This is a genomic window from Kineococcus sp. TRM81007, from assembly GCF_022669155.1.
GTDB lineage: Bacteria > Actinomycetota > Actinomycetes > Actinomycetales > Kineococcaceae > Kineococcus.
In genome coordinates, this window is the sequence record NZ_JALBVB010000056.1 from 106,062 (window position 1) to 123,817 (window position 17,756).

At 74.9% G+C, this 17,756-nt stretch carries 15 protein-coding genes; 14 read left to right on the forward strand and 1 reads right to left on the reverse strand.

The window, feature by feature from the left end; genetic code table 11:
• Positions 1-4 precede the first annotated feature (4 nt).
• The 9 genes from MN205_RS14690 (at position 5) to MN205_RS14730 (ending at position 13,376) form a co-directional block, all read left to right on the forward strand.
• Positions 5-3,751, forward strand: coding sequence for a glycosyltransferase (locus MN205_RS14690; RefSeq protein WP_242128587.1), 3,747 nt, complete (start codon positions 5-7; stop codon positions 3,749-3,751).
• Positions 3,751-5,274 carry a glycosyltransferase family 39 protein gene (locus MN205_RS14695; RefSeq protein WP_242128588.1) on the forward strand — a complete coding sequence of 508 codons (1,524 nt, stop codon included), beginning with the start codon at positions 3,751-3,753 and terminating at the stop codon, positions 5,272-5,274. The genes MN205_RS14690 and MN205_RS14695 overlap by 1 nt, the downstream gene beginning before the upstream one ends.
• A gap of 4 nt (positions 5,275-5,278) precedes the next feature.
• Positions 5,279-6,760, forward strand: a complete 1,482-nt coding sequence (locus MN205_RS14700) for a hypothetical protein (protein WP_242128590.1) — start codon at positions 5,279-5,281, stop codon at positions 6,758-6,760.
• On the forward strand, positions 6,757-7,617 hold the full coding sequence (locus MN205_RS14705) for a PIG-L deacetylase family protein (protein ID WP_242128593.1): 861 nt from the start codon (positions 6,757-6,759) through the stop codon (positions 7,615-7,617). The genes MN205_RS14700 and MN205_RS14705 overlap by 4 nt, the downstream gene beginning before the upstream one ends.
• Positions 7,614-8,777, forward strand: a complete 1,164-nt coding sequence (locus MN205_RS14710; protein ID WP_242128595.1) for a GNAT family N-acetyltransferase — start codon at positions 7,614-7,616, stop codon at positions 8,775-8,777. The genes MN205_RS14705 and MN205_RS14710 overlap by 4 nt, the downstream gene beginning before the upstream one ends.
• Positions 8,774-9,997, forward strand: a complete 1,224-nt coding sequence (locus tag MN205_RS14715) for a glycosyltransferase family 4 protein (protein ID WP_242128596.1) — start codon at positions 8,774-8,776, stop codon at positions 9,995-9,997. The genes MN205_RS14710 and MN205_RS14715 overlap by 4 nt, the downstream gene beginning before the upstream one ends.
• A 218-nt stretch (positions 9,998-10,215) precedes the next feature.
• Positions 10,216-11,163 (forward strand): right-handed parallel beta-helix repeat-containing protein, encoded by a 948-nt coding sequence (locus MN205_RS14720; RefSeq protein ID WP_242128598.1) that lies wholly within the window; start codon positions 10,216-10,218, stop codon positions 11,161-11,163.
• 325 nt (positions 11,164-11,488) lie between these two features.
• Positions 11,489-12,658 (forward strand): glycosyl hydrolase family 28-related protein, encoded by a 1,170-nt coding sequence (locus tag MN205_RS14725; RefSeq protein ID WP_242128600.1) that lies wholly within the window; start codon positions 11,489-11,491, stop codon positions 12,656-12,658.
• Between the two features lie 250 nt (positions 12,659-12,908).
• Entirely contained in the window at positions 12,909-13,376 is a 468-nt protein-coding gene (locus tag MN205_RS14730) for a hypothetical protein (protein WP_242128602.1), read from the forward strand.
• Positions 13,377-13,388: 12 nt separating this feature from the next.
• Here MN205_RS14730 and MN205_RS14735 read toward each other — a convergent pair whose 3' ends face one another.
• Complete coding sequence (locus MN205_RS14735; protein ID WP_242128604.1) at positions 13,389-13,709, reverse strand: hypothetical protein; 321 nt, start codon at positions 13,707-13,709, stop codon at positions 13,389-13,391.
• Positions 13,710-13,773: 64 nt separating this feature from the next.
• Here MN205_RS14735 and MN205_RS14740 point away from each other — a divergent pair, with 64 nt between their 5' ends.
• From MN205_RS14740 to MN205_RS14760, 5 genes are read left to right on the forward strand one after another with little or no spacing between them, the layout of a single operon-like run.
• Positions 13,774-14,919 carry a histidinol-phosphate transaminase gene (locus tag MN205_RS14740; RefSeq protein WP_242128605.1) on the forward strand — a complete coding sequence of 382 codons (1,146 nt, stop codon included), beginning with the start codon at positions 13,774-13,776 and terminating at the stop codon, positions 14,917-14,919.
• A complete protein-coding gene (gene hisB, locus MN205_RS14745) occupies positions 14,916-15,515 on the forward strand; it encodes an imidazoleglycerol-phosphate dehydratase HisB (protein WP_242128606.1) in 600 nt (199 codons plus the stop codon). Before MN205_RS14740 ends, hisB begins: the two co-directional genes overlap by 4 nt.
• The gene (hisH, locus tag MN205_RS14750) at positions 15,512-16,153 is read left to right on the forward strand and encodes an imidazole glycerol phosphate synthase subunit HisH (protein ID WP_242128608.1); all 642 of its coding nucleotides are present in this window, start codon (positions 15,512-15,514) and stop codon (positions 16,151-16,153) included. The genes hisB and hisH overlap by 4 nt, the downstream gene beginning before the upstream one ends.
• A gap of 54 nt (positions 16,154-16,207) precedes the next feature.
• A complete protein-coding gene (priA, locus tag MN205_RS14755; protein ID WP_242128610.1) occupies positions 16,208-16,957 on the forward strand; it encodes a bifunctional 1-(5-phosphoribosyl)-5-((5-phosphoribosylamino)methylideneamino)imidazole-4-carboxamide isomerase/phosphoribosylanthranilate isomerase PriA in 750 nt (249 codons plus the stop codon).
• A gap of 47 nt (positions 16,958-17,004) precedes the next feature.
• Positions 17,005-17,748: an SseB family protein gene (locus MN205_RS14760; RefSeq protein ID WP_242128612.1), complete on the forward strand. Its 744-nt coding sequence runs from the start codon at positions 17,005-17,007 to the stop codon at positions 17,746-17,748.
• Positions 17,749-17,756 lie beyond the last annotated feature (8 nt).

Sequence of the window (17,756 nt, forward strand, 5' to 3'; positions counted from 1 at the left end):
CACCGTGAGCACCTCCTCCGTGCCCGCCCCGCGGAGCGGTGAGCGCCGGGAGCGGGTCCGGGCGCAGCGGGGCACGTCGGCCCTGCTCGCCTCCACCGTGCTCACCGCCGTGGGGAACTACACCTTCAGCCTCGTCCTGATCTGGTTGCTGCCCGGCGCGGGCTACAGCTCCTTCGCCACCGGGTCGTCCCTGCTGCTGGTCGTCGGCACGCTCGCGTCCGCGGCCGTCCCGTGGGTGCTCGCGCAGGAGGTCGCTTCGCGCGACCCCTCGCGCGTGGAACGGGCCGCGCGAGTCGCCACGACCGCCGGGGTGCTGCAGGGCGTCCTCGTCGCGGGCGTGGCCGTCGTGGTCTCCGCGCCGTGGGCCTCGCCCCTGCTGCAGGCCGTCCTGGCCGCCACCTGCTTCGCCACCTTCCTCTCCGGGAACGTGATCGGCTCGCTCCAGGGCAGGCGGTGCTTCCAGCGGATCGCAGCGCTGCGCGTCCTCGAACTGGTCTCGCGGCTGGCGGTCGGCGCCGGCCTGGCCCTGGCCGGCCTGGGACCCACCGGTGCGCTGCTCGGGTTCACGGTGGGCAGCGCCCTCGTGGTGGTCGTCGGTGCGGTCGCCTTCGGGGCGGTGGCCCGGCCCCGACTGCCCCGAAGGTCCGACGCCGCCCTGCTGCGCCGGGCCGGTGGGCAGCTGGCGGTCCAGGGGGGGACGGCGGCCCTGGCGGGCCTCGACGTCCTCGTCGCCGCGGCCGTCGTCGGGACGTCGACCCGGCTCGGTGCCTACCAGGCGGCCACGGTCCTCGGCCGTGTCCCGGTGTTCGTCGCGGTCGCGCTGTCCATGGTCGTCTTCGCCAGGCTCGTCGCTTCGCCGGCCGGCCGGCACGGCCGGGTCGTGGCCACCGGCTGGTGCCAGTACGTCCGCCTGGCGACACCCGTGGTGCTCGTCCTCGCCACCGTGCCCGGCCCCGTCCTGCGGTCGCTGCTGCCGCCGCAGTACGGCTCGATGGGTGACCTGCTCCTGCTGACGGCGGTGGGCGGGTGGCTCCTCGGTGCCGTCAACCTCCTGGCCGCGAACCTCAAGGCCGTCGACGCCTTCGCCCGTGCCGCGGTGCCCGTGCTGGCGGCGGCCGTCCTCCTGGTCCCGGTGGTCGCGCTGTCGGTGTCCGCCGGGGGCGTGCGCTCGATGGCCGTGGCCGTGCTCGTGGTCCTCGCCGCGGCCGCGGCCCCCTTGCTGCGTGCCACGGCGGTGCGCTGGCCCGGTGCCGTGCGGCTGCACGAGGTGCTCGTCTGGGCGCCCGCCGGTGCACTGCTGGCGGTGCTGCAGGAGCGCACCGGCGCGTGGTTCGCCGCCGCTGCGCTCGTCGGGCTGGCCGCCCTCCTCGCCTTCCGCGCGAGCGCAGCACCGCGAGCCGGTGCCGAACCCGATGGAACGACGAAGGAGGGCGAGCACTTGAAGATCCTGCACCTCGGGTTCGAGGACCCGCGACGGCCGGGGGCCGGGGGCGGCTCCGTCAGGACGCACGAGGTCAACGCGCGCATCGCGCGGACGTGCGAGGTGACGGTCGTCGTGGCCAGGTACCGGGGGTGCCGCGACTACACCGCGGACGGCGTCCGATACGTCCACGTGGGTGCACCGCTGGGCTACTTCGGGTCCGTCCTGGCCTACTTCGCCGCCCTCCCGGCGACCTTGGCCCGGCACCGTTCCGACCTGGTCGTCGAGGACTTCGCCGCACCGTTCTCCTCCGTGGCGGTGCCCTGGATGACCCGCCGCCCCGTGGTGGGCGTCGTGCAGTGGCTGTTCGCCCGGGAGAAGGCGCGGCAGTACCACCTGCCGTTCCACCTCGTGGAGAACCTCGGTCTGCGTTCGCACGACCGGCTCGTCGCAGTCTCCGAGGACCTGGCCGGTGAACTGCGCCGGAGGAACCCGCTGGCGCAGGTGCACGCCGTGCCCAACGGCCTGCCGGAAGGCGCGTTCGGGACCCCGGCGGCGGAACGACGGGCGCACCTGCTGTACCTGGGCCGCCTGGAGTGCGCGCAGAAGGGGCTCGACCTCCTCCTGGACGCCTACGCAGCGGTCGCCCCGGCCATCGGCTCGGACCTGCTGCTGGCGGGCGACGGCCCCGACGAGCAGAGGCTGCGGGCGCGGGTCGCGGAACTCGGTCTCGTCGACCGCGTGCGGTTCCTCGGGCGCGTGGCGCACGAGGACCGGTTCTCGCTCCTCTCCTCCGCGCAGGTCGTGGTCATGCCCTCGCGCTACGAGACGTTCGGAATGGTCGCCGCCGAGGCGGCCGCCGTCGGCACCCCCGTCCTCGCCTTCGACATCCCGTGCCTGCGCCAGGTGGTCACGCCCGCCAACGGGGTGCTGGTCCCCGCGTTCGACGCGCAGCGCTACGCGCAAGAGATCGCACGGCTCTCCGAGGACCCGGGAGCCTGCGCGGTGCTCGGCGCCGCCGGCCCCGCGACGGTGGACCACCTGCGGTGGGACCGGCTCGCCCGGGCGCAGCTGGCCGTGTACGAAGCGGCCGTGGCCGGGGAACCGGTGGCCGCCGGCCGGGAACCGGAGCCGGACACCGTGATCGCCGAGGCGGTGGACCCCGCGCACCACGGCCGCCTGACGGGCGGGGTGCGCCGGACCCGGGTGCTGCTGGTCGGCAACTACGGCAACGGGAACACGGGTGACGAGGCCATCTGCTCGCGGCTCAGCGAGCTGCTCGGGGACACGGACCTGACGGTGGTCTCGCGGAACCCGGCGGACATCACCGCGCTCCACGGCGTCCGCGCCGTGCCCACCGTCTCGAGGGCCTCCGTCGCCGCGGCCCTGCGCTCCGACGTCGTCGCCATCGGCGGGGGCGGCATGTTCGGCGCGGGACTGCCGCCGCTGGTCAGGGCCCTCCCGTTCGCCGCGCTCGGTGCCCGAGCGCTCGGCAAGCGCATCGCCTTCGTGGCGCTGGGCGCCTACGCCTCCACGCCACCCGTCACGCGGGCGGCGCTGCGCGTCGCCGGCCGGCTCGCCTCGCACGTCTCCGTGCGCGACGACGAGAGCTTCGACACCTTCACCCGCGGCCTCCTGGGGCGCCGACGGGGAGTCCACCTCGTCGACGACCCGGCCGTGGCGCTCGGCACGACCGACGCCGCGGAGGTGCAGGACCTGCTGACCGCCGCCGGGATCGACCGGACGCGCCCGCTGCTCGGGCTGTCCGTCAAGCCGGCGCCGCGGCAGGAGGACACCGACCGCATCGTCGACGCCCTGACGGCCGCGGCGCAGGAGTGGATCGGTCGCCACGACGGCGAGGTCGTCTGCGTGTCGCTGTCCGACCAGGGGGACTACGGGCTCGGGCCCTCGCACGCCGACGCCCTGCTCGCCGAACGCATCCGGCAGCGGCTCCCCGCCCCGGAGCGGATGTCGGTGGTGGGGCCGGGGCTGCACCCGCGCACGGCCAAGGCGGTCTTCGCCGCGTGCGACCTCGTCGTGGGCGTCCGGCTGCACGCGCTGATCTTCGCCACGTCGACGCGGACGCCCGTCGTCGGACTGAGCTTCGAACCCAAGGCCCGGGCGTGGCTGCGGGCGACCGGGTCGCTCGACGTCGCCGTCTCCCCGACGGCGGCGGCCCAGGTCGCCGCCGCCGTCGCCCGGCACCGGGGTGAGCCGTCGCGGCCCGTCCTCCCGGCCCGGCGGGCGCCGGTGGTGGCGGAGCACGGCGGGGACGAGACGGCGGTGCCCCCGAACGGCTCGGGGACCTTGACGCGAGATGGAGTGCGCTGATGCAGCTGACGGAGCGGAACGCGAGACCGGCCCCCGAGGTCACGGGTGCGGCGACGTTCTCCCGCGCTGCGTTCTGGATCGCCGCGGGCGTCGCCGCGCTGGGCGCTGCCCTGCGCTTGCTGCACCTCGGCTCGGCGTACGACCTCTTCGTCGACGAGGTGGTCTACGACCGCCTCGGGCGGAGCATGGCGGAGAGCACCGTGCCGATGCTCCACGGCGGCCCCTTCTTCCTCCACCCGCCGGGCTTCTTCGTGCTGGACGCCCTGTGGCAGGGCGCCTTCCCGCACAGCGACGACGTCTGGACGCTGACCTACCGGGCGCGGGCCCTGAACGCCCTGCTGGGCGGGCTGTCGGTCGCGCTCGCCTTCCTGCTCGTGCGCCGGGTCGGCGGGCTGCTGGCAGGCGCGGTGGCGGCCCTCCTCCTCCTGGTCGAGCCCTTCGTCCTGCGGCAGAACGGCCGGGTGCTGCTCGAGACGGCGACGGTGTTCTGGCTGCTCCTCGGCCTGGTGCTGCTCGTCGTGCTGTCCGACCGCTTCGACAGGGGCCTGCGGGGGAGGGGGGAACGCCTCCTCGCCGTCGCCGGCGGTCTCACGCTCGGGTTGGCCGTCTGCAGCAAGGACGTCGCCGTCTTCTTCGTGGTCATCCCCCTCGGCCTGGCGGCCTGGCGCCGCTGGGTCCTGGACCGCCGGACCCTGGCCGTGGTCCTGACGTCCGCGGCTGCGCCGTACCTGGTGTACCTGGGGGTCGTGGCGGCCAACGGCCTGTTCGAGACGTTCTTCACCCAGAAGTTCCGCGGGGTGCTGCGGCTCATCGGGGTGGAGAAGTCCACCGGGTTCAACAGGGAAGGGGCGCCCTCCCTGTCGGGGCGGCTGCTCGACGAGCTCGCCCACTTCTGGACGACCTACCTGCTCATGGGGCTGGGGCTGGTCGCGGCCGTCGTGCTGCTGCGCTCCACCGACCGGCTGCACAAGCTCCTCGGCGCCTTCGGTGCCGCCACCGTGGGTTACCTGGGGTACGCCTTCGCCTTCGGTACGATCGAGGAGCACTTCGCGTACTACCTCGTGGTGCCGGCTGCGCTGACCACCGCGACCGCCGGTGCTGCGCTCGCCCACCGGGCGCGCGATCGGCGGGTCCGGGCCGTCCTGCTGGTCGCTCTGGGCGCCGTCGTGGCGTGGAACGCGGGCGTCTACGTGTCCATCCGGGCAGAAGTCGACAACGGGTACCAACGCATCGACCAGTGGCTGGCCGCGAACGCGGGTGGTGCACCGGTGGGTGTCTTCACGGAGACCGGTGTGTGGGGGATCGAGCACCACGGCGCGGAACTCCTGACGTCCGTGGAGCAGGCGGAGCGGAACGGCATCCGGTACATCGTGACCGTCCCTCTGCTCACGGAGCAGGGGTACACGTCCTTCACCGAGGAGCAGGTGGATCAGCTGGAGAACCGGGGGCGGGTCGTGTTCACCTTCACCGGAGCGACCAACGGCGAGATGCGGGTGGTCGAACTCCCGCCGGCGGTGAGGTAGCCCCGTGCCGCTGCAGAACGCGGTGCCGGTCGCAGCGGGGCCGGATCCTACGGCGACCGCGGTCCTCCGGGACGCGCGGTGGCTCAGCCTCGCCGGCGTCGTCGTGGGTCTCCTGAACTACGTGTACTCCCTCGGCCTCACGCACGTGCTCCCGGCGCGCGACTACGCCGTGTTCGCCGCCGGGCAGGGGGTGGTCCTGGTGGCCGGGACCATCGCCGCCACCAGCGGTGCCTGGGTCCTCGCCGAGGCGCTGGGGCGTGCGAGCACCGGTCTGCAGCGGTCGCGCGCCGTGTGGTTCTCGACGAGCCTGAACGTCTTCCTCGGGCTCGTGGCGGCGTTGCTGGCCGCGGTGGTGTCCTCGGGTTTCGCCCCGCCGCGCGCGGTGCTGGTGATCGCCCTGGGAGCCTTCCTCGTCTTCCCCGCGGCCACCGCCTACGGTTCGCTGCAGGGCGACGGGCGGCTGCGGCTCCTCGCGGGGGCACGCCTCGGTGAGACGGTCGTCAAGTGCGCGGCGGGCGCCCTGCTCGTCGCGGCCGGCGCGGGTGCGGTCGGCGCGACGGCCGGTTTCCTCGCCGGCTCGGCCGTGGTCGTGCTCGCCGGCCTCCTCCTCGCCGGCCGCCGCCTGCGGCCCGCGAGGGGGGCCCTCGGGGTGCGGACCCTCTGGTCCTCCGCGGCGGGCGTCGTGGCCGTGCAGGGGCTGGTGGCCCTGTTCGCCGCCGTCGACCAGGTCGTGGTCGCCGCCGTCTCCGCCGACCCCGCCCAGGCGGCGTCCTACCAGACGGCCACCATCGTCGCCCGGGTACCGCTCTTCCTCGCCGCGGCCGTGGCGGCCGCGATCCACGGGGCGATCACGACCGCGAGGGGCAGCGCCCCGGAGGTGGTCGGTGCCGCGGTCCGCAACTACTTCGCCGCTGCGCTCCCGTTCGCCGTCGTCGTCGCGACCGTGCCCGCGTCCCTGGTGCAGCGGGTGCTGCCCTCCGGGTACGGCGGGGCGACCGCGGTCCTGCCGTTCGCCGCGACCGCCGGTGTGCTCCTGGGGGCCGTCGCCCTCCTCGCCACGGTCCTGCAGGCGCACGGCCTGCACGCGCGGGCCGCGCGCACGCTGGGGGTGGGGCTCGCCGTCCACACCGCCGTGCTGCCGGTCGCCCACTCCACCGGGGGCGTCACGGGGATGGCGGTCGCTGCGGCGGCCGGCACCGCCGCCACGCTGCTGGCGCTGCTGCGGACGGCTCCGCACGAGGTACGGCGGGCGTTCCCGCCGTCCCTGCGGACCACGGTCTGGTGCGCGGTGCTCGTCGTCGTGCTGCTGGTCTCCAGGAGCTGGCCGCTCGCGTGGTCCACCGTCGCCGTCCTGGCCGGTGCGGCGACGTGCGCGGTGGTCCTCGGGGGCGCGCCTCGTCCGGCCCCGCAGCGGTACGAACCGCGCCACGCCGCCGTGCGCGCTGCCGCGGGCCCCGGAGCAGCGGGCCGGGGGCGGAACCGGTGAACGAGACGGTCGGAGAGGAACGGCGGATCGGTGTGCGCCGGGTCTCCACGGACGGCGGGGAGGCGTGGCAGCTCGTGCCGGACGCCTCGCTGCGCTACGTGTTCCTCTCCCCGCACCTGGACGACGCCGTGCTCTCCTGCGGCAACCTGCTCCTCGCTCTGGGGGACGGCGCCGACGTGACGGTCTGCACGCTGTTCACGGAGCAGTCGGCGCCGCACACGGCGTCCGCGAGGGCCTACCTGCGGCAGTGCGGTGCGGACTCCGCCGCCCAGTTGTACGCCCGGCGCCGTGCCGAGGACGGCGACGTTCTCGCCCGGGTGGGCGCCACCCTCCTCCACGCAGGTCTCGACGACGCGTTGTTCCGCAAGCGCTCCGGCGCCGCAGCGGCCCGTCTCGCGAGCCTGCTGCCGGAACTGGGGCACGTCTACCCGACGTACCGGTGGCACGTGGCGGCGGGGCGGGTGCGCCGGCCCGACCGGCACGTCGTGCGCGCGGTGACCGAGCTGGTGGAGCGGCTCGTGGCACAGGGGCCGACCGTCCTCGTCGCCCCGTTGGGCGTGGGTGGTCACGTCGACCACGTGCTGGTGCGCGACGTCGCAGCGCGCACCGGCGGTGACGTCCTCTACTACGCCGACCTGCCGTACGCGCTGCAGCAGGGACCGGATGCGACCTTCACCGCCGCGCACCGGTTGACGCCGGTCACCGTCCCGGCGACCGGCCCGGGGAAGAACCCGCTCATCGCCGGCTACCGCACGCAGGTGGACGCCCTGTTCCCGGGCGGCGTCCCCCTGCTGGAGGACCGGTTGCACGTTCCCGCGAGTTTGCTGACGGTCGTCGGAGGGGGAGGAGCAGCATGACGGAGGCCCGGATCGAGGGTTCCCGGGGCGGCAGGACCGTCGGGGACGAGGAGGTGGCCGTCGGCGGCACCCGTGTCGTGGTGCCCTCCCCACATGGTGGTTCGGCTCGCGCCGCGGTGTCACCGCTGCCGGAGGCCGCGTGGCGGGAAGCGCTGTCGCGCACGGAGCACCCGGTGCTCACGCAGACACCGCGCTGGCTGCGCTGCCTGGAGTCCGCCACGTCCTGGCGCGGCAGCGGCCGCCTCTACGAGCTGAGCGGCGGCCGGTTCCTCGTCCTGCCGATGGTGTCCCGGGGGGCGGGGCCGTTCCGGCTCTCCGCGTCGTGGCCCCACGGCTGGGGCTACGGGGGAGTCCTCGCTTCCGACGGGGTGGTGACGCCCGCCGACCTGGCGCTCGTGGGGGCCGACCTGGCCGCGACCCCGGGGCTCCGCACGACCGTCGTGCCGTCACCCTTCGCACCGCAGCGGGTTCCCGCGTTCCCCGGCGCGAAGGCGGAGCACCACCACCTCACGCAGGTGCTCGACCTGTCGGGCGGGACCGGGGCCGTGTGGCGGGGATACTCCAGCAACGTCCGCAGGAGCGTCAAGCGCGCGGAGCGCGAGGGCGTGGAGGTCCACCGCGACGCCACGGGCGGTGCGCTGCCCGAGTTCGCGCACCTGTACCGGCTCTCCGCGGTGCGGTGGGCGCGCAACGCGGGCCGCCCCGCCGCTCTCGGCCGCCTGCAGGCGCGCCTGCAGGAACCGCCCCGCCTGCTCGAGGCCGTCTCCCGCGTCGTGGGCGAGGACCTGGTCACGTGGACCGCCTACGTCGGCGGGCGGGCGGCGGCCTCGGTGGTGATCCTCCACGGGGACGGGCACTCGCTGATGTGGCGCGGTGCTCAGGACCAGCAGCTCGCCGGGCGGACCCACGCCAACGCCCTGCTGCACCACCTGGCCATCGAGGAGGCCGTCGCCCGGGGCAGCCGCCTCTACTCGTTCGGCGAGTCGGACCCGGGGTCGAGCCTGGCGGAGTACAAGGCCAAGTTCGGGTCGGTGGACCACACTTGGTCGGCGTACTCCTTCGAGCGGTTGCCGGTGTCCACCGGCGGGGCCGCGGCCCTGCGCGCCTACCGGTCCGCCAGCGCCCTGGCGGGGCGTGGTCGCGGGAAGGGGCGCCGGTGACCTCCAGGCCGAGGGTGGTCATCTCCATCTTCGACGACTTCGACAACCCCCACTACGCCGGTGGCGGGCCCGTCGTGGTGCGCACCATCGCGCACCGCCTGGCCGTCGACCACGACGTGCTGGTCGTGACGGGGGGCCGACGGCTCCACAGGTCGGAACGCAGCGGTGTCGCGCACCTGCACCTGCCCGTGACCTGGCTCGGGCCGCGGGGGGGCCAGCTCCTCTGGGCGTTGTTGCTGCCCCTGACCGCGGTCTGCCTGCGCTACGACGTGTGGATCGAGAGCTTCACCCCGCCCTGGTCGAGCAACCTCCTCCCGCTGGTCACGCGGCGCCCCGTGGTCGGGCTGGCCCAGTCGCTGTCCGGCAGGGACATGGCGCGCCGCTACCGCACCCGGTTCCCCCTGAGGGCGGAGCAGCGCCTGCTGCGCTCCTACCGCGACGTGGTCGTCCTCAACGCCAGCGACCAGCGAGTGGTCAGCGAGTGCACCACCACGACCCGTGTGCACCTCATCCCCAACGCGGTCGAGCCACCGGAACAGCCGATCGGTGGTGCCGGCGAAGGGGGCTACGCCCTCTTCCTCGGGAGGATCGACGTGGGGCAGAAGGGGCTGGACCTGCTGCTCGACGCCTACGCGGGCGGTGGCGAGGAACTCCTCCCCCTGGTGATCGCGGGAGGGGGGCGCAAGCGCGACGAGCAGGAGCTGGCGGGTCGGCTGGAGGGGTTCGGTGCGCGGGTGCGGTGGGTGGGACCCGTGCGCGGTGAGGACAAGGAGGCCCTCATCGCAGGCAGCGCCTTCCTGGTCGTCCCCTCCCGCGAGGAGAGCTTCTGCCTCTCGGCGCTGGAGGCGCTGGCTCGCGGACGGCCCGTCGTGCACTTCGACCTGCCCCAGCTGCGGTGGATCCCCGACGCCGGTTCCGTGGCTGTGCCGCCCTTCGAGGTGCCGCGCCTGCGCGCGGCCATCGCCCTGCTGTCCGGGGACGCGACCCTCCGGGCCACGGCCGGTGCGGACGCCGCGCGCTTCGCGCGCGAGTACCTGGCGAGGAACACCCCTGCCGCCTACCCGGACCTGGTGCGGCAGGTGCTGGCCCGCGGTGGCCCGTCACGGGACGCCGCACCCCGCCCCACCCCCCTGCCCGCGGACGCCGCGGGAGCGGGGGAGGGGAACCGCTGCGCACGCCCGGACGCCCCCTCCCCGCCCGCCGACAAGATGGTGTCGTGACGTTCGGCGGTCGTTCCGACGTGGACGGTGGTGCCCCGCCCGAGCGGGGCGAGGATCGAGGGCTGTGCGCACCGGGGCCGCGGGGCACCGGGACGCGGTCGCTCGGCCGTCGGGTGCTGCTGGGGCTGGCGGTCGCCGCCACGGGGACCGTGTCCGCCACCGCCGCCCTCCGCAGGGGCGAGCGCGGATCGTCCCCGGCCGGGGCCCCCCTCACGGTGGTGCCGGAGGGGACCGACGGGCCCGCCGTGCAGCGGGCCATCGACGCCGTGCACGAGGCCGGGGGCGGCACCGTGCGGCTGGCCGCCGGCACGACCTACCTCACGGACGAGCACCTCCTGGTCCGCAGCGCTGTCGCTCTCGTCGGGGCGGGGCCGAGCACCGTGGTCAAGGCCGGCCCGCGGTTCCTCGAGACGCGCGGGCCCAACGACGGGTACCCGTTGCTGACGACCGACGGTGCCCAGGACGTGCGCATCGCCGACCTGACCGCCGACCAGAGCGGGGACCTGCTGGACGGGAACGTCGAGAACCGCCTGCACGAGTACCTGGTCGACATCCGCCGCTCGAGGCGCGTCGTGGTCGAACGGGTCAGCACCGTGAACCCGTTCTCCTACTCCATCGCCAGCGTCGGCTCGACGGACTTCACCATCCGGGGGTGCCGGACCCTCGTGCGGACGTCGGGGCGGTACACGCAGCTCGACGGCATCCACGTCCTCGACTCCAGCCACGGGCTCGTCGTGGACAACGACGTGGACCAGGGAGGGCCGGGGCGCGACGGTGACGACGCCCTCGTCGCCCACACCATGGGCAGGGACTGCCACCACGTCGTCTACCGGGGCAACCGGGTCCGGTCCGGCAGGTACGGCGGCGGGATGCAGCTCGCCGTGGGGGACGGCGACATCCACGACATCACGGTGGCCGGGAACCTGTTCTACGACTCCCCGAGCGGGGTGCGCGTCGGGGACTACGGCGGCGGCGGTGTGGTCAGGGGCATCACGATCGGCGGTGATCGACGCGACGGCAACGTGTTCACCCGCAACGCGCGGTTCGCCGTCCAGGTGCGCACCCGCACCGGCGGTGGGATCCACGTCTCGCACAACACGTCGATCGGGAGCGGCGGGTTCCTACTCCCCGAGGACGCGACGGGCACCGACAACCTGGTCCGCTGACCGCGACCTCTCCGCGCGGGCGGGTCGCCGGGCTCGGCCGGCAGCGGGTGGCGGTGCACCGGGTGCCGGGGAGAGCCGTTCCCGGGAGGCCGGGAGGCCGGTGATCGGCGGCCCGAGGTCCTGCCTGCGTCGCGGGTGGCCGTGCGCCGCGGGAGCCGGCGCTCGAAGCTGCGCCACCACACGCATCGTCACGTTGCGTCGCCACCGTTGCTCCATCCGGTGGAGGCGCCGCACCTCGGGCCGGTACGGCTAAAGCGGTCTCCGGGAGGGCCCGACGCATGGGGGGAAGCCCGACCTACCCCCCTTCCGAAACAGGTGCTCCCCCGTGCGCAAGCTCGCCTCCTTCTTCCTCGGTGCCGCCGTGCTGGCCGCTCCCCTCGCGGCCTCCCCCGCCGCCACCGCCTCCGCCGCCACCACCACCACCACCACCGTCTCCGCTTCCTCCCTCGTCTCCTGCACGCTCAGCGGGGCCACCGGTGCCACGGCGACGACCGTCTTCGCGCCGACCGGCATCACGCCCGGTGACGCCGTCGACGACACGCCCGGCATCCAGGCGGCGATCGACCGCGCCGGCGCGGCCGGCGGTGGCGTCGTGCCCATCCCGTCGGGGACCTACGTCATCGACGGTCACCTGCAGATGCGCAGCGGAGTGCACCTGGACGGTGCGGGTCGCACCACGGTGCTGAAGGCCGGTCCCCGGTTCCTGCAGACCAAGCACTGGTTCGGCGGGTACCCCCTCGTCACGACCACCGGCATGAAGAACGTCACCATCAGCGACCTGTCCACGGACGCCAGCGGAGACGTCCTGAACGCCGCCGGACTCCCGAACCGGCTGACCCAGTGGATGGTCGACGTGCGCCGGTCCAGCAACGTCCTGATCGAGCGGGTGCACACCCGCAACCCGTTCTCCTACTCGATCGGTGTCATCAGCACCAAGAACTTCTGCGTCAAGAACAGCAGCACCCTCGGCCCGCAGGTCGACCACTACAACCAGCTCGACGGGATCCACGTCAACACCTCCTCCTTCGGGGACGTCGTCGGCAACGTCGTGGACCAGGGCACCAGGACGGGCGGCGACGACGGACTGGTCGCCCACGCCAACTTCGGTGACGTGCACGACGTTCGCTACGTCGCGAACAAGGTGCGCGGCGGCGACCGCGGTTCCGGCCTGCAGCTCGCCTTCACCAAGCCCGGGGCGCGCATCTACAACATCACCGTCCAGAAGAACGAGTTCTACGGGGCGCGCTGGGGCGGGGTCCGCACCGGCACCTTCGGCAGCGGTGTGGTGAACGTCTCCGACGTCCTGATCGGCGGCGCGGGCCTGGGGAACTGGTTCCACGACGGCACGGGCAACGCGGTGAACCTCGTCGGTGCGGTCAACGGTGTCACGGTCTCCGGCAACCGCGCCTGCCGCCTCGGGACCTACGTCGTGAAGACGGGGCAGCAGAACACGATCAGCGGCAACGTCGAGAGCAGCACCACCAGCCTCTGCTGATTCCCCCGCGTCCGTGCGGGACGGTGCTCCACGGTGCGGAGCACCGTCCCGTCGGCGTCGGTCCTGCGCGCGCCACCCTCCCGGCAGGTGGTCCGCGGACGCTGCGGGTCCGGTTCTGCGTAGTAACATGCGCACCTCGGTCCCGCGAACCGCGCGGGCACCGAGCGTGCGGTCCAGGTCCTGTTCGAGTCGCCGTGCCCGAGCCGTTGCCCGGCGCGCTGGCACCGCACCACCCACCAGAGGAGTGCCCGTGCCGGACGACAGCACTGCCGCCTCGTCCGGTCCCCGCTCCGGCGGGGCGGGTCGCGCCGTGCTCGTCGTGCCGGTCAACGACGTCGAGCGCCTCGCCGCCGTGTGCGCCCTGGCGGGCGTCCGGGCGTCCGTGGTCCTGGTTCGCGGCGTCGGCTGCGTGGTGGTCCCCGATCGACCGGCCGATGCCGAGGCGGGCGCGGCGAGGCTCTCCCGCCTCGTCCGCGGCGCCGACGTCCTCCTGGTGAGCCGGACCGGGGGCCGGGACGCCGGCGCGGCCTGGCGCGGTGGGGTCAGGGGTGCGGTGGACGCCGACGCGGCGCTGCTGCTCGCGAGCTGGCCCGCCACCGTGGAGGGGCTGCTCGCCGGGGAGCTGGACCCTGCGGAGGCCGGCGGCGTGCGGAGCGCCGCGGGTCCCCGTGCCCGATTGGCGTGGAGGCTGCTGCGCGGCCCCCGCAGGTGGGGTTGAACCAGCGTCGGCTCAGCGCCGCAGAACGACGACGACCTCGGACTCCGTCACCCGGTCCAGCCCCGCGGTGAACCCGGCCACCTGCGCATCGGTTCCGACGTCGAGAGCGACCTCCTGCCCGGCCACCTCCAGCCGCGCCGAGCCGTCCCCGGCCTCCAGCAGCTGCGCTTCCACCCCGAGTACCGACACCTCCGGCTGGCCGTCGCGCGGGAACGTCACCGTGCAGCCGTCCAGGGCGCAGTCCGCGCTCGCGCCGCTCTCGGTGGACGCGCTGCAGGCCGCGGCCCCCAGGCCGAGGGCGAGGCAGGTCAGGGCGGCGGCGAGGCGTCTCACGCTTCGATGCTAGGTGGCGGCCGGGGGCGACCGGGACGCCCGGCCACTCTGGGATGATGCCGCCGTGACCACCGACACCACGCGCCCGCCGGCCCGGGGGACCGCCCTGGACGACCTCCCGCTGCGCGAGGACCTGCGCGGCGAGCACCCCTACGGCGCCCCGCAGCTGCACGTGCCCGTGGTGCTCAACGTCAACGAGAACCCCTACCCGGTGGCCCCCGAGGTCGTCGCCGACATCGCCGGGGCCGTCGCTGCCGCGGCGAGCGGCCTGAACCGCTACCCGGACCGGGAGTTCCTCGACCTGCGCGCCGACCTCGCCGCCTTCCTGCGCGTCGAGTCCGGCGCCGAGCTCACCCCGGAGCAGGTGTGGGCCGCCAACGGCTCCAACGAGGTCATGCTGCACGTGCTGCAGGCCTTCGGCGGGCCCGGGCGCACCGCGCTGAGCTTCGCGCCCACCTACTCCATGTACCCGGAGTACGCGCGCGACACCCTCACCCGCTGGGTCACCGGCCGGCGCGCCGACGACTTCACCCTCGACGTCGAGCACACCCGCGCGCAGATCGCCGAGCACCGCCCCTCCGTGGTGCTGCTGGCCAGCCCGAACAACCCCACCGGCACGGCGCTGCCGCTCGCGACGATCGAGGCCGTCCTCGACGCGGTGGACGCCCTGCCGCAGCGCGCGGTCGTCGTCGTCGACGAGGCGTACGGGGAGTTCCGCCGCACGGGCGTGCCCAGCGCCCTGGAGCTGCTGCCCCGGCACGGCAACCTCGCGGTGAGCCGCACCATGAGCAAGGCGTTCTCCCTGGCCGGCGCGCGCGTGGGCTACCTCGCCGCCGCCCCCGCCCTCGTCGACGCGCTGCGCATCGTGCGGCTGCCGTACCACCTCTCGGCCGTCACGCAGGCCGTCGCGCGCGCCGCCCTGAGGCACTCCACCACGCTGCTGTCCACCGTCGACGAGCTGCGCCGGCGCCGTGACGAGACCGTGGAGTGGTTGCGGGGCAACGGGTACCGGGTGGCCGACTCCGACGCGAACTTCGCGCTCTTCGGAACCTTCGCGGACCGGCACGCCGTCTGGCAGGGGCTGCTGGAGCGCGGCGTGCTCATCCGCGAGACCGGCCCCGACGGCTGGCTGAGGGTGAGCATCGGAACAGAGCAGGAGATGGCGGCGTTCCGGCAGGCGCTGACCGAGGTCGACGGGGAGAAGAAGTGAGCCGCACCGCGCGCATCGAGCGCAGCACGTCCGAGTCCAGCGTCCTGGTCGAGCTCGACCTCGACGGCACCGGGCGCACCGAGATCGACACCACGGTGCCGTTCTACGACCACATGCTCACGGCGCTGGGCAAGCACTCGCTGGTGGACCTCACCGTCCGCGCGAGCGGCGACACCCACATCGACGTCCACCACACCGTCGAGGACACCGCCATCGTGCTCGGCCAGGCGTTCCGCCAGGCCCTGGGCGACAAGCGCGGCATCCGCCGCTTCGCCGACGCCACCGTCCCGCTCGACGAGGCCCTCGCGCACGTCGTCGTGGACGTCTCCGGCCGCCCCTACTGCGTGCACACCGGCGAGCCCGACGGGCAGGAGTTCCACCTCATCGGCGGGCACTTCACCGGCTCGCTGACCCGCCACGTGCTCGAGAGCTTCGCCTTCCACGCGCAGATCGCCCTGCACGTGCGCGTCCTCGCCGGCCGCGACCCCCACCACGTCGTCGAGGCCCAGTTCAAGGCCCTCGCCCGCGCCCTGCGCTACGCCGTCGAGCCCGACCCGCGCGTGCAGGGCGTGCCGTCCACCAAGGGAGCCCTGTGAGCAAGCGCGTCGTCGTCCTCGACTACGGCTTCGGCAACGTCCGCTCCGCCGTGCGGGCCCTGGAGCGCGTCGGCGCCGACGTGGAGCTGACCGGTGACCGGAAGGCCGCGCTGGAGGCCGACGGGCTCCTGGTGCCCGGCGTGGGTGCCTTCGCCGCCGTCAACGCCGGCCTGGAGGCCATCGACGGCGCCGGCATCGTCGACCAGCGCCTGGCCGGCGGACGCCCGGTGCTGGGCATCTGCGTGGGCCTGCAGGTGATGTTCGAGACGTCCACCGAACCCGGCGACGGCGTGAAGGAGGGGCTGGGCCAGTGGCCGGGCACCGTCGAGCGCCTGCCCGCGCAGGTCGTGCCGCACATGGGGTGGACCGGTGTCGACGCACCGGCCGGCTCGGTGCTCTTCGACGGCGTCCAGGACGAGCGCTTCTACTTCGTGCACTCCTACGCCGTGCAGCGCTTCGAGCTCGTCGACACCACCGGTGGCCTCGTGGAACCGCCCAGGGTCACCTGGGCCGAGCACGGCACCCGGTTCGTGGCCGCGGTGGAGAACGGGCCCCTGGCCGCCACCCAGTTCCACCCCGAGAAGTCCGGTGACGCGGGCGCGCAGCTGCTGCGCAACTGGGTGACCTCGCTGAGCTGAGCCCCGCCGAGGGGGTGCCGGGGGCGGGCGCGGCGGTCCGTAGACTGCCCGCCCGTGACCGACGCCCCCGCGCAAGCCCCCCGGCTCGAGCTCCTGCCCGCCGTCGACGTCGCCGACGGCCAGGCCGTCCGCCTCGTGCAGGGCGAGGCCGGCAGCGAGACCTTCTACGGATCCCCGCTGGACGCGGCCCTGGCCTGGCAGGCCGCCGGCGCCGAGTGGATCCACCTCGTCGACCTCGACGCCGCCTTCGGGCGCGGCTCCAACCGCGAGATGCTCGCCGACGTCGTCGGCCGTCTCGACGTGGCCGTGGAGCTGTCCGGCGGCATCCGCGACGACGCCTCCCTGGAGGCGGCGCTGGCCACCGGCTGCCGCCGGGTGAACCTCGGCACCGCCGCGCTGGAGGACCCGGAGTGGACGCGCGCCGCCATCGCCCGGCACGGCGACCGCATCGCCGTCGGCCTGGACGTGCGCGGCACCACGCTCGCCGCGCGCGGCTGGACCCGCGAGGGCGGGGACCTCTGGGACGTCCTGGCCCGCCTGGACGCCGACGGGTGCGCCCGCTACGTCGTCACCGACGTCACCAAGGACGGGACCCTGCGCGGGCCGAACACGGAGCTGCTGCGCGAGGTCTGCGCCCGCACCAGCGCCCCCGTGGTCGCCTCCGGCGGCGTCTCCAGCCTGGAGGACCTGCGCGTCCTGCGGGACCTCGTCGAGGTGGGCGTGGAGGGCGCGATCGTCGGCAAGGCCCTGTACGCGGGGGCGTTCACGCTGCCGCAGGCCCTCGACGTGGCGGGCCGGCCCTGACCGCAGCTGCCGGCGGGCCCGAGCGCGGGGCGACCGACTCCGCCGGCGTGCCCTGGGCCGGGCGCACCCTGCTGCCCAACCCCTTCACCGGTGACGAGGGCCGGCGCGCGCGGGGCCTGGCGCGGGCCCTGGCCGACTGGTCGGCCGTGGCGGGGGAGGGGGCCGACCCCGTGGCCGTGCTGCGCGCGGAGGCGCGGGTGGTGGCGCAGCTCGCCGCCACGCGCGTGTTCGCCCCCGTCGTCGCCGTCCTGGGTGAGCAGGAGGTCGTCGCGGCGGGCCCGGCGGGGGACAAGAGCGCCGACATGGCGCTGGCCCTGCTGACGCAACCGGACGGCCGCCGCGGTCTGCCGCTGTTCACCGACCTGGCGGCGCTGTCCGCCTGGCGCTCCGACGCGCGCCCGGTGCCGGTGCCCGCCGCGCGCGCAGCGCTGTCGGGGGTGCAGGAGCGGTGCGAGGTGCTCGTGCTGGACCCCGCCGGGCCGGTGCGCTTCGTGGTGCGCCGCACCGCGCTGTGGGCGCTCGCCCAGGAGCGCGAGTGGGTTCCCGCCCCCTTCGACGGCCTCGTCGAGGCCGCGGTGACCGAGGCGGTGGCGGACGTGGACGGTGTGCGCGGGGTGCGGCTCGAGGCCGCGCCCGCGGCCGAGCTGCGCGTGGTCGTCGGGGTCGTCCCCGGCCTGGACGGCGCCGGCCTGCAGCGGCTGACCTCGCAGCTGGGGGAGCGGCTGGGTGCCTCGGCGGTCCTGGCCGACCGGGTCGACTCCCTCGAGCTGCGCCTGCTGCCGGCGCCCTGACCCCCCGG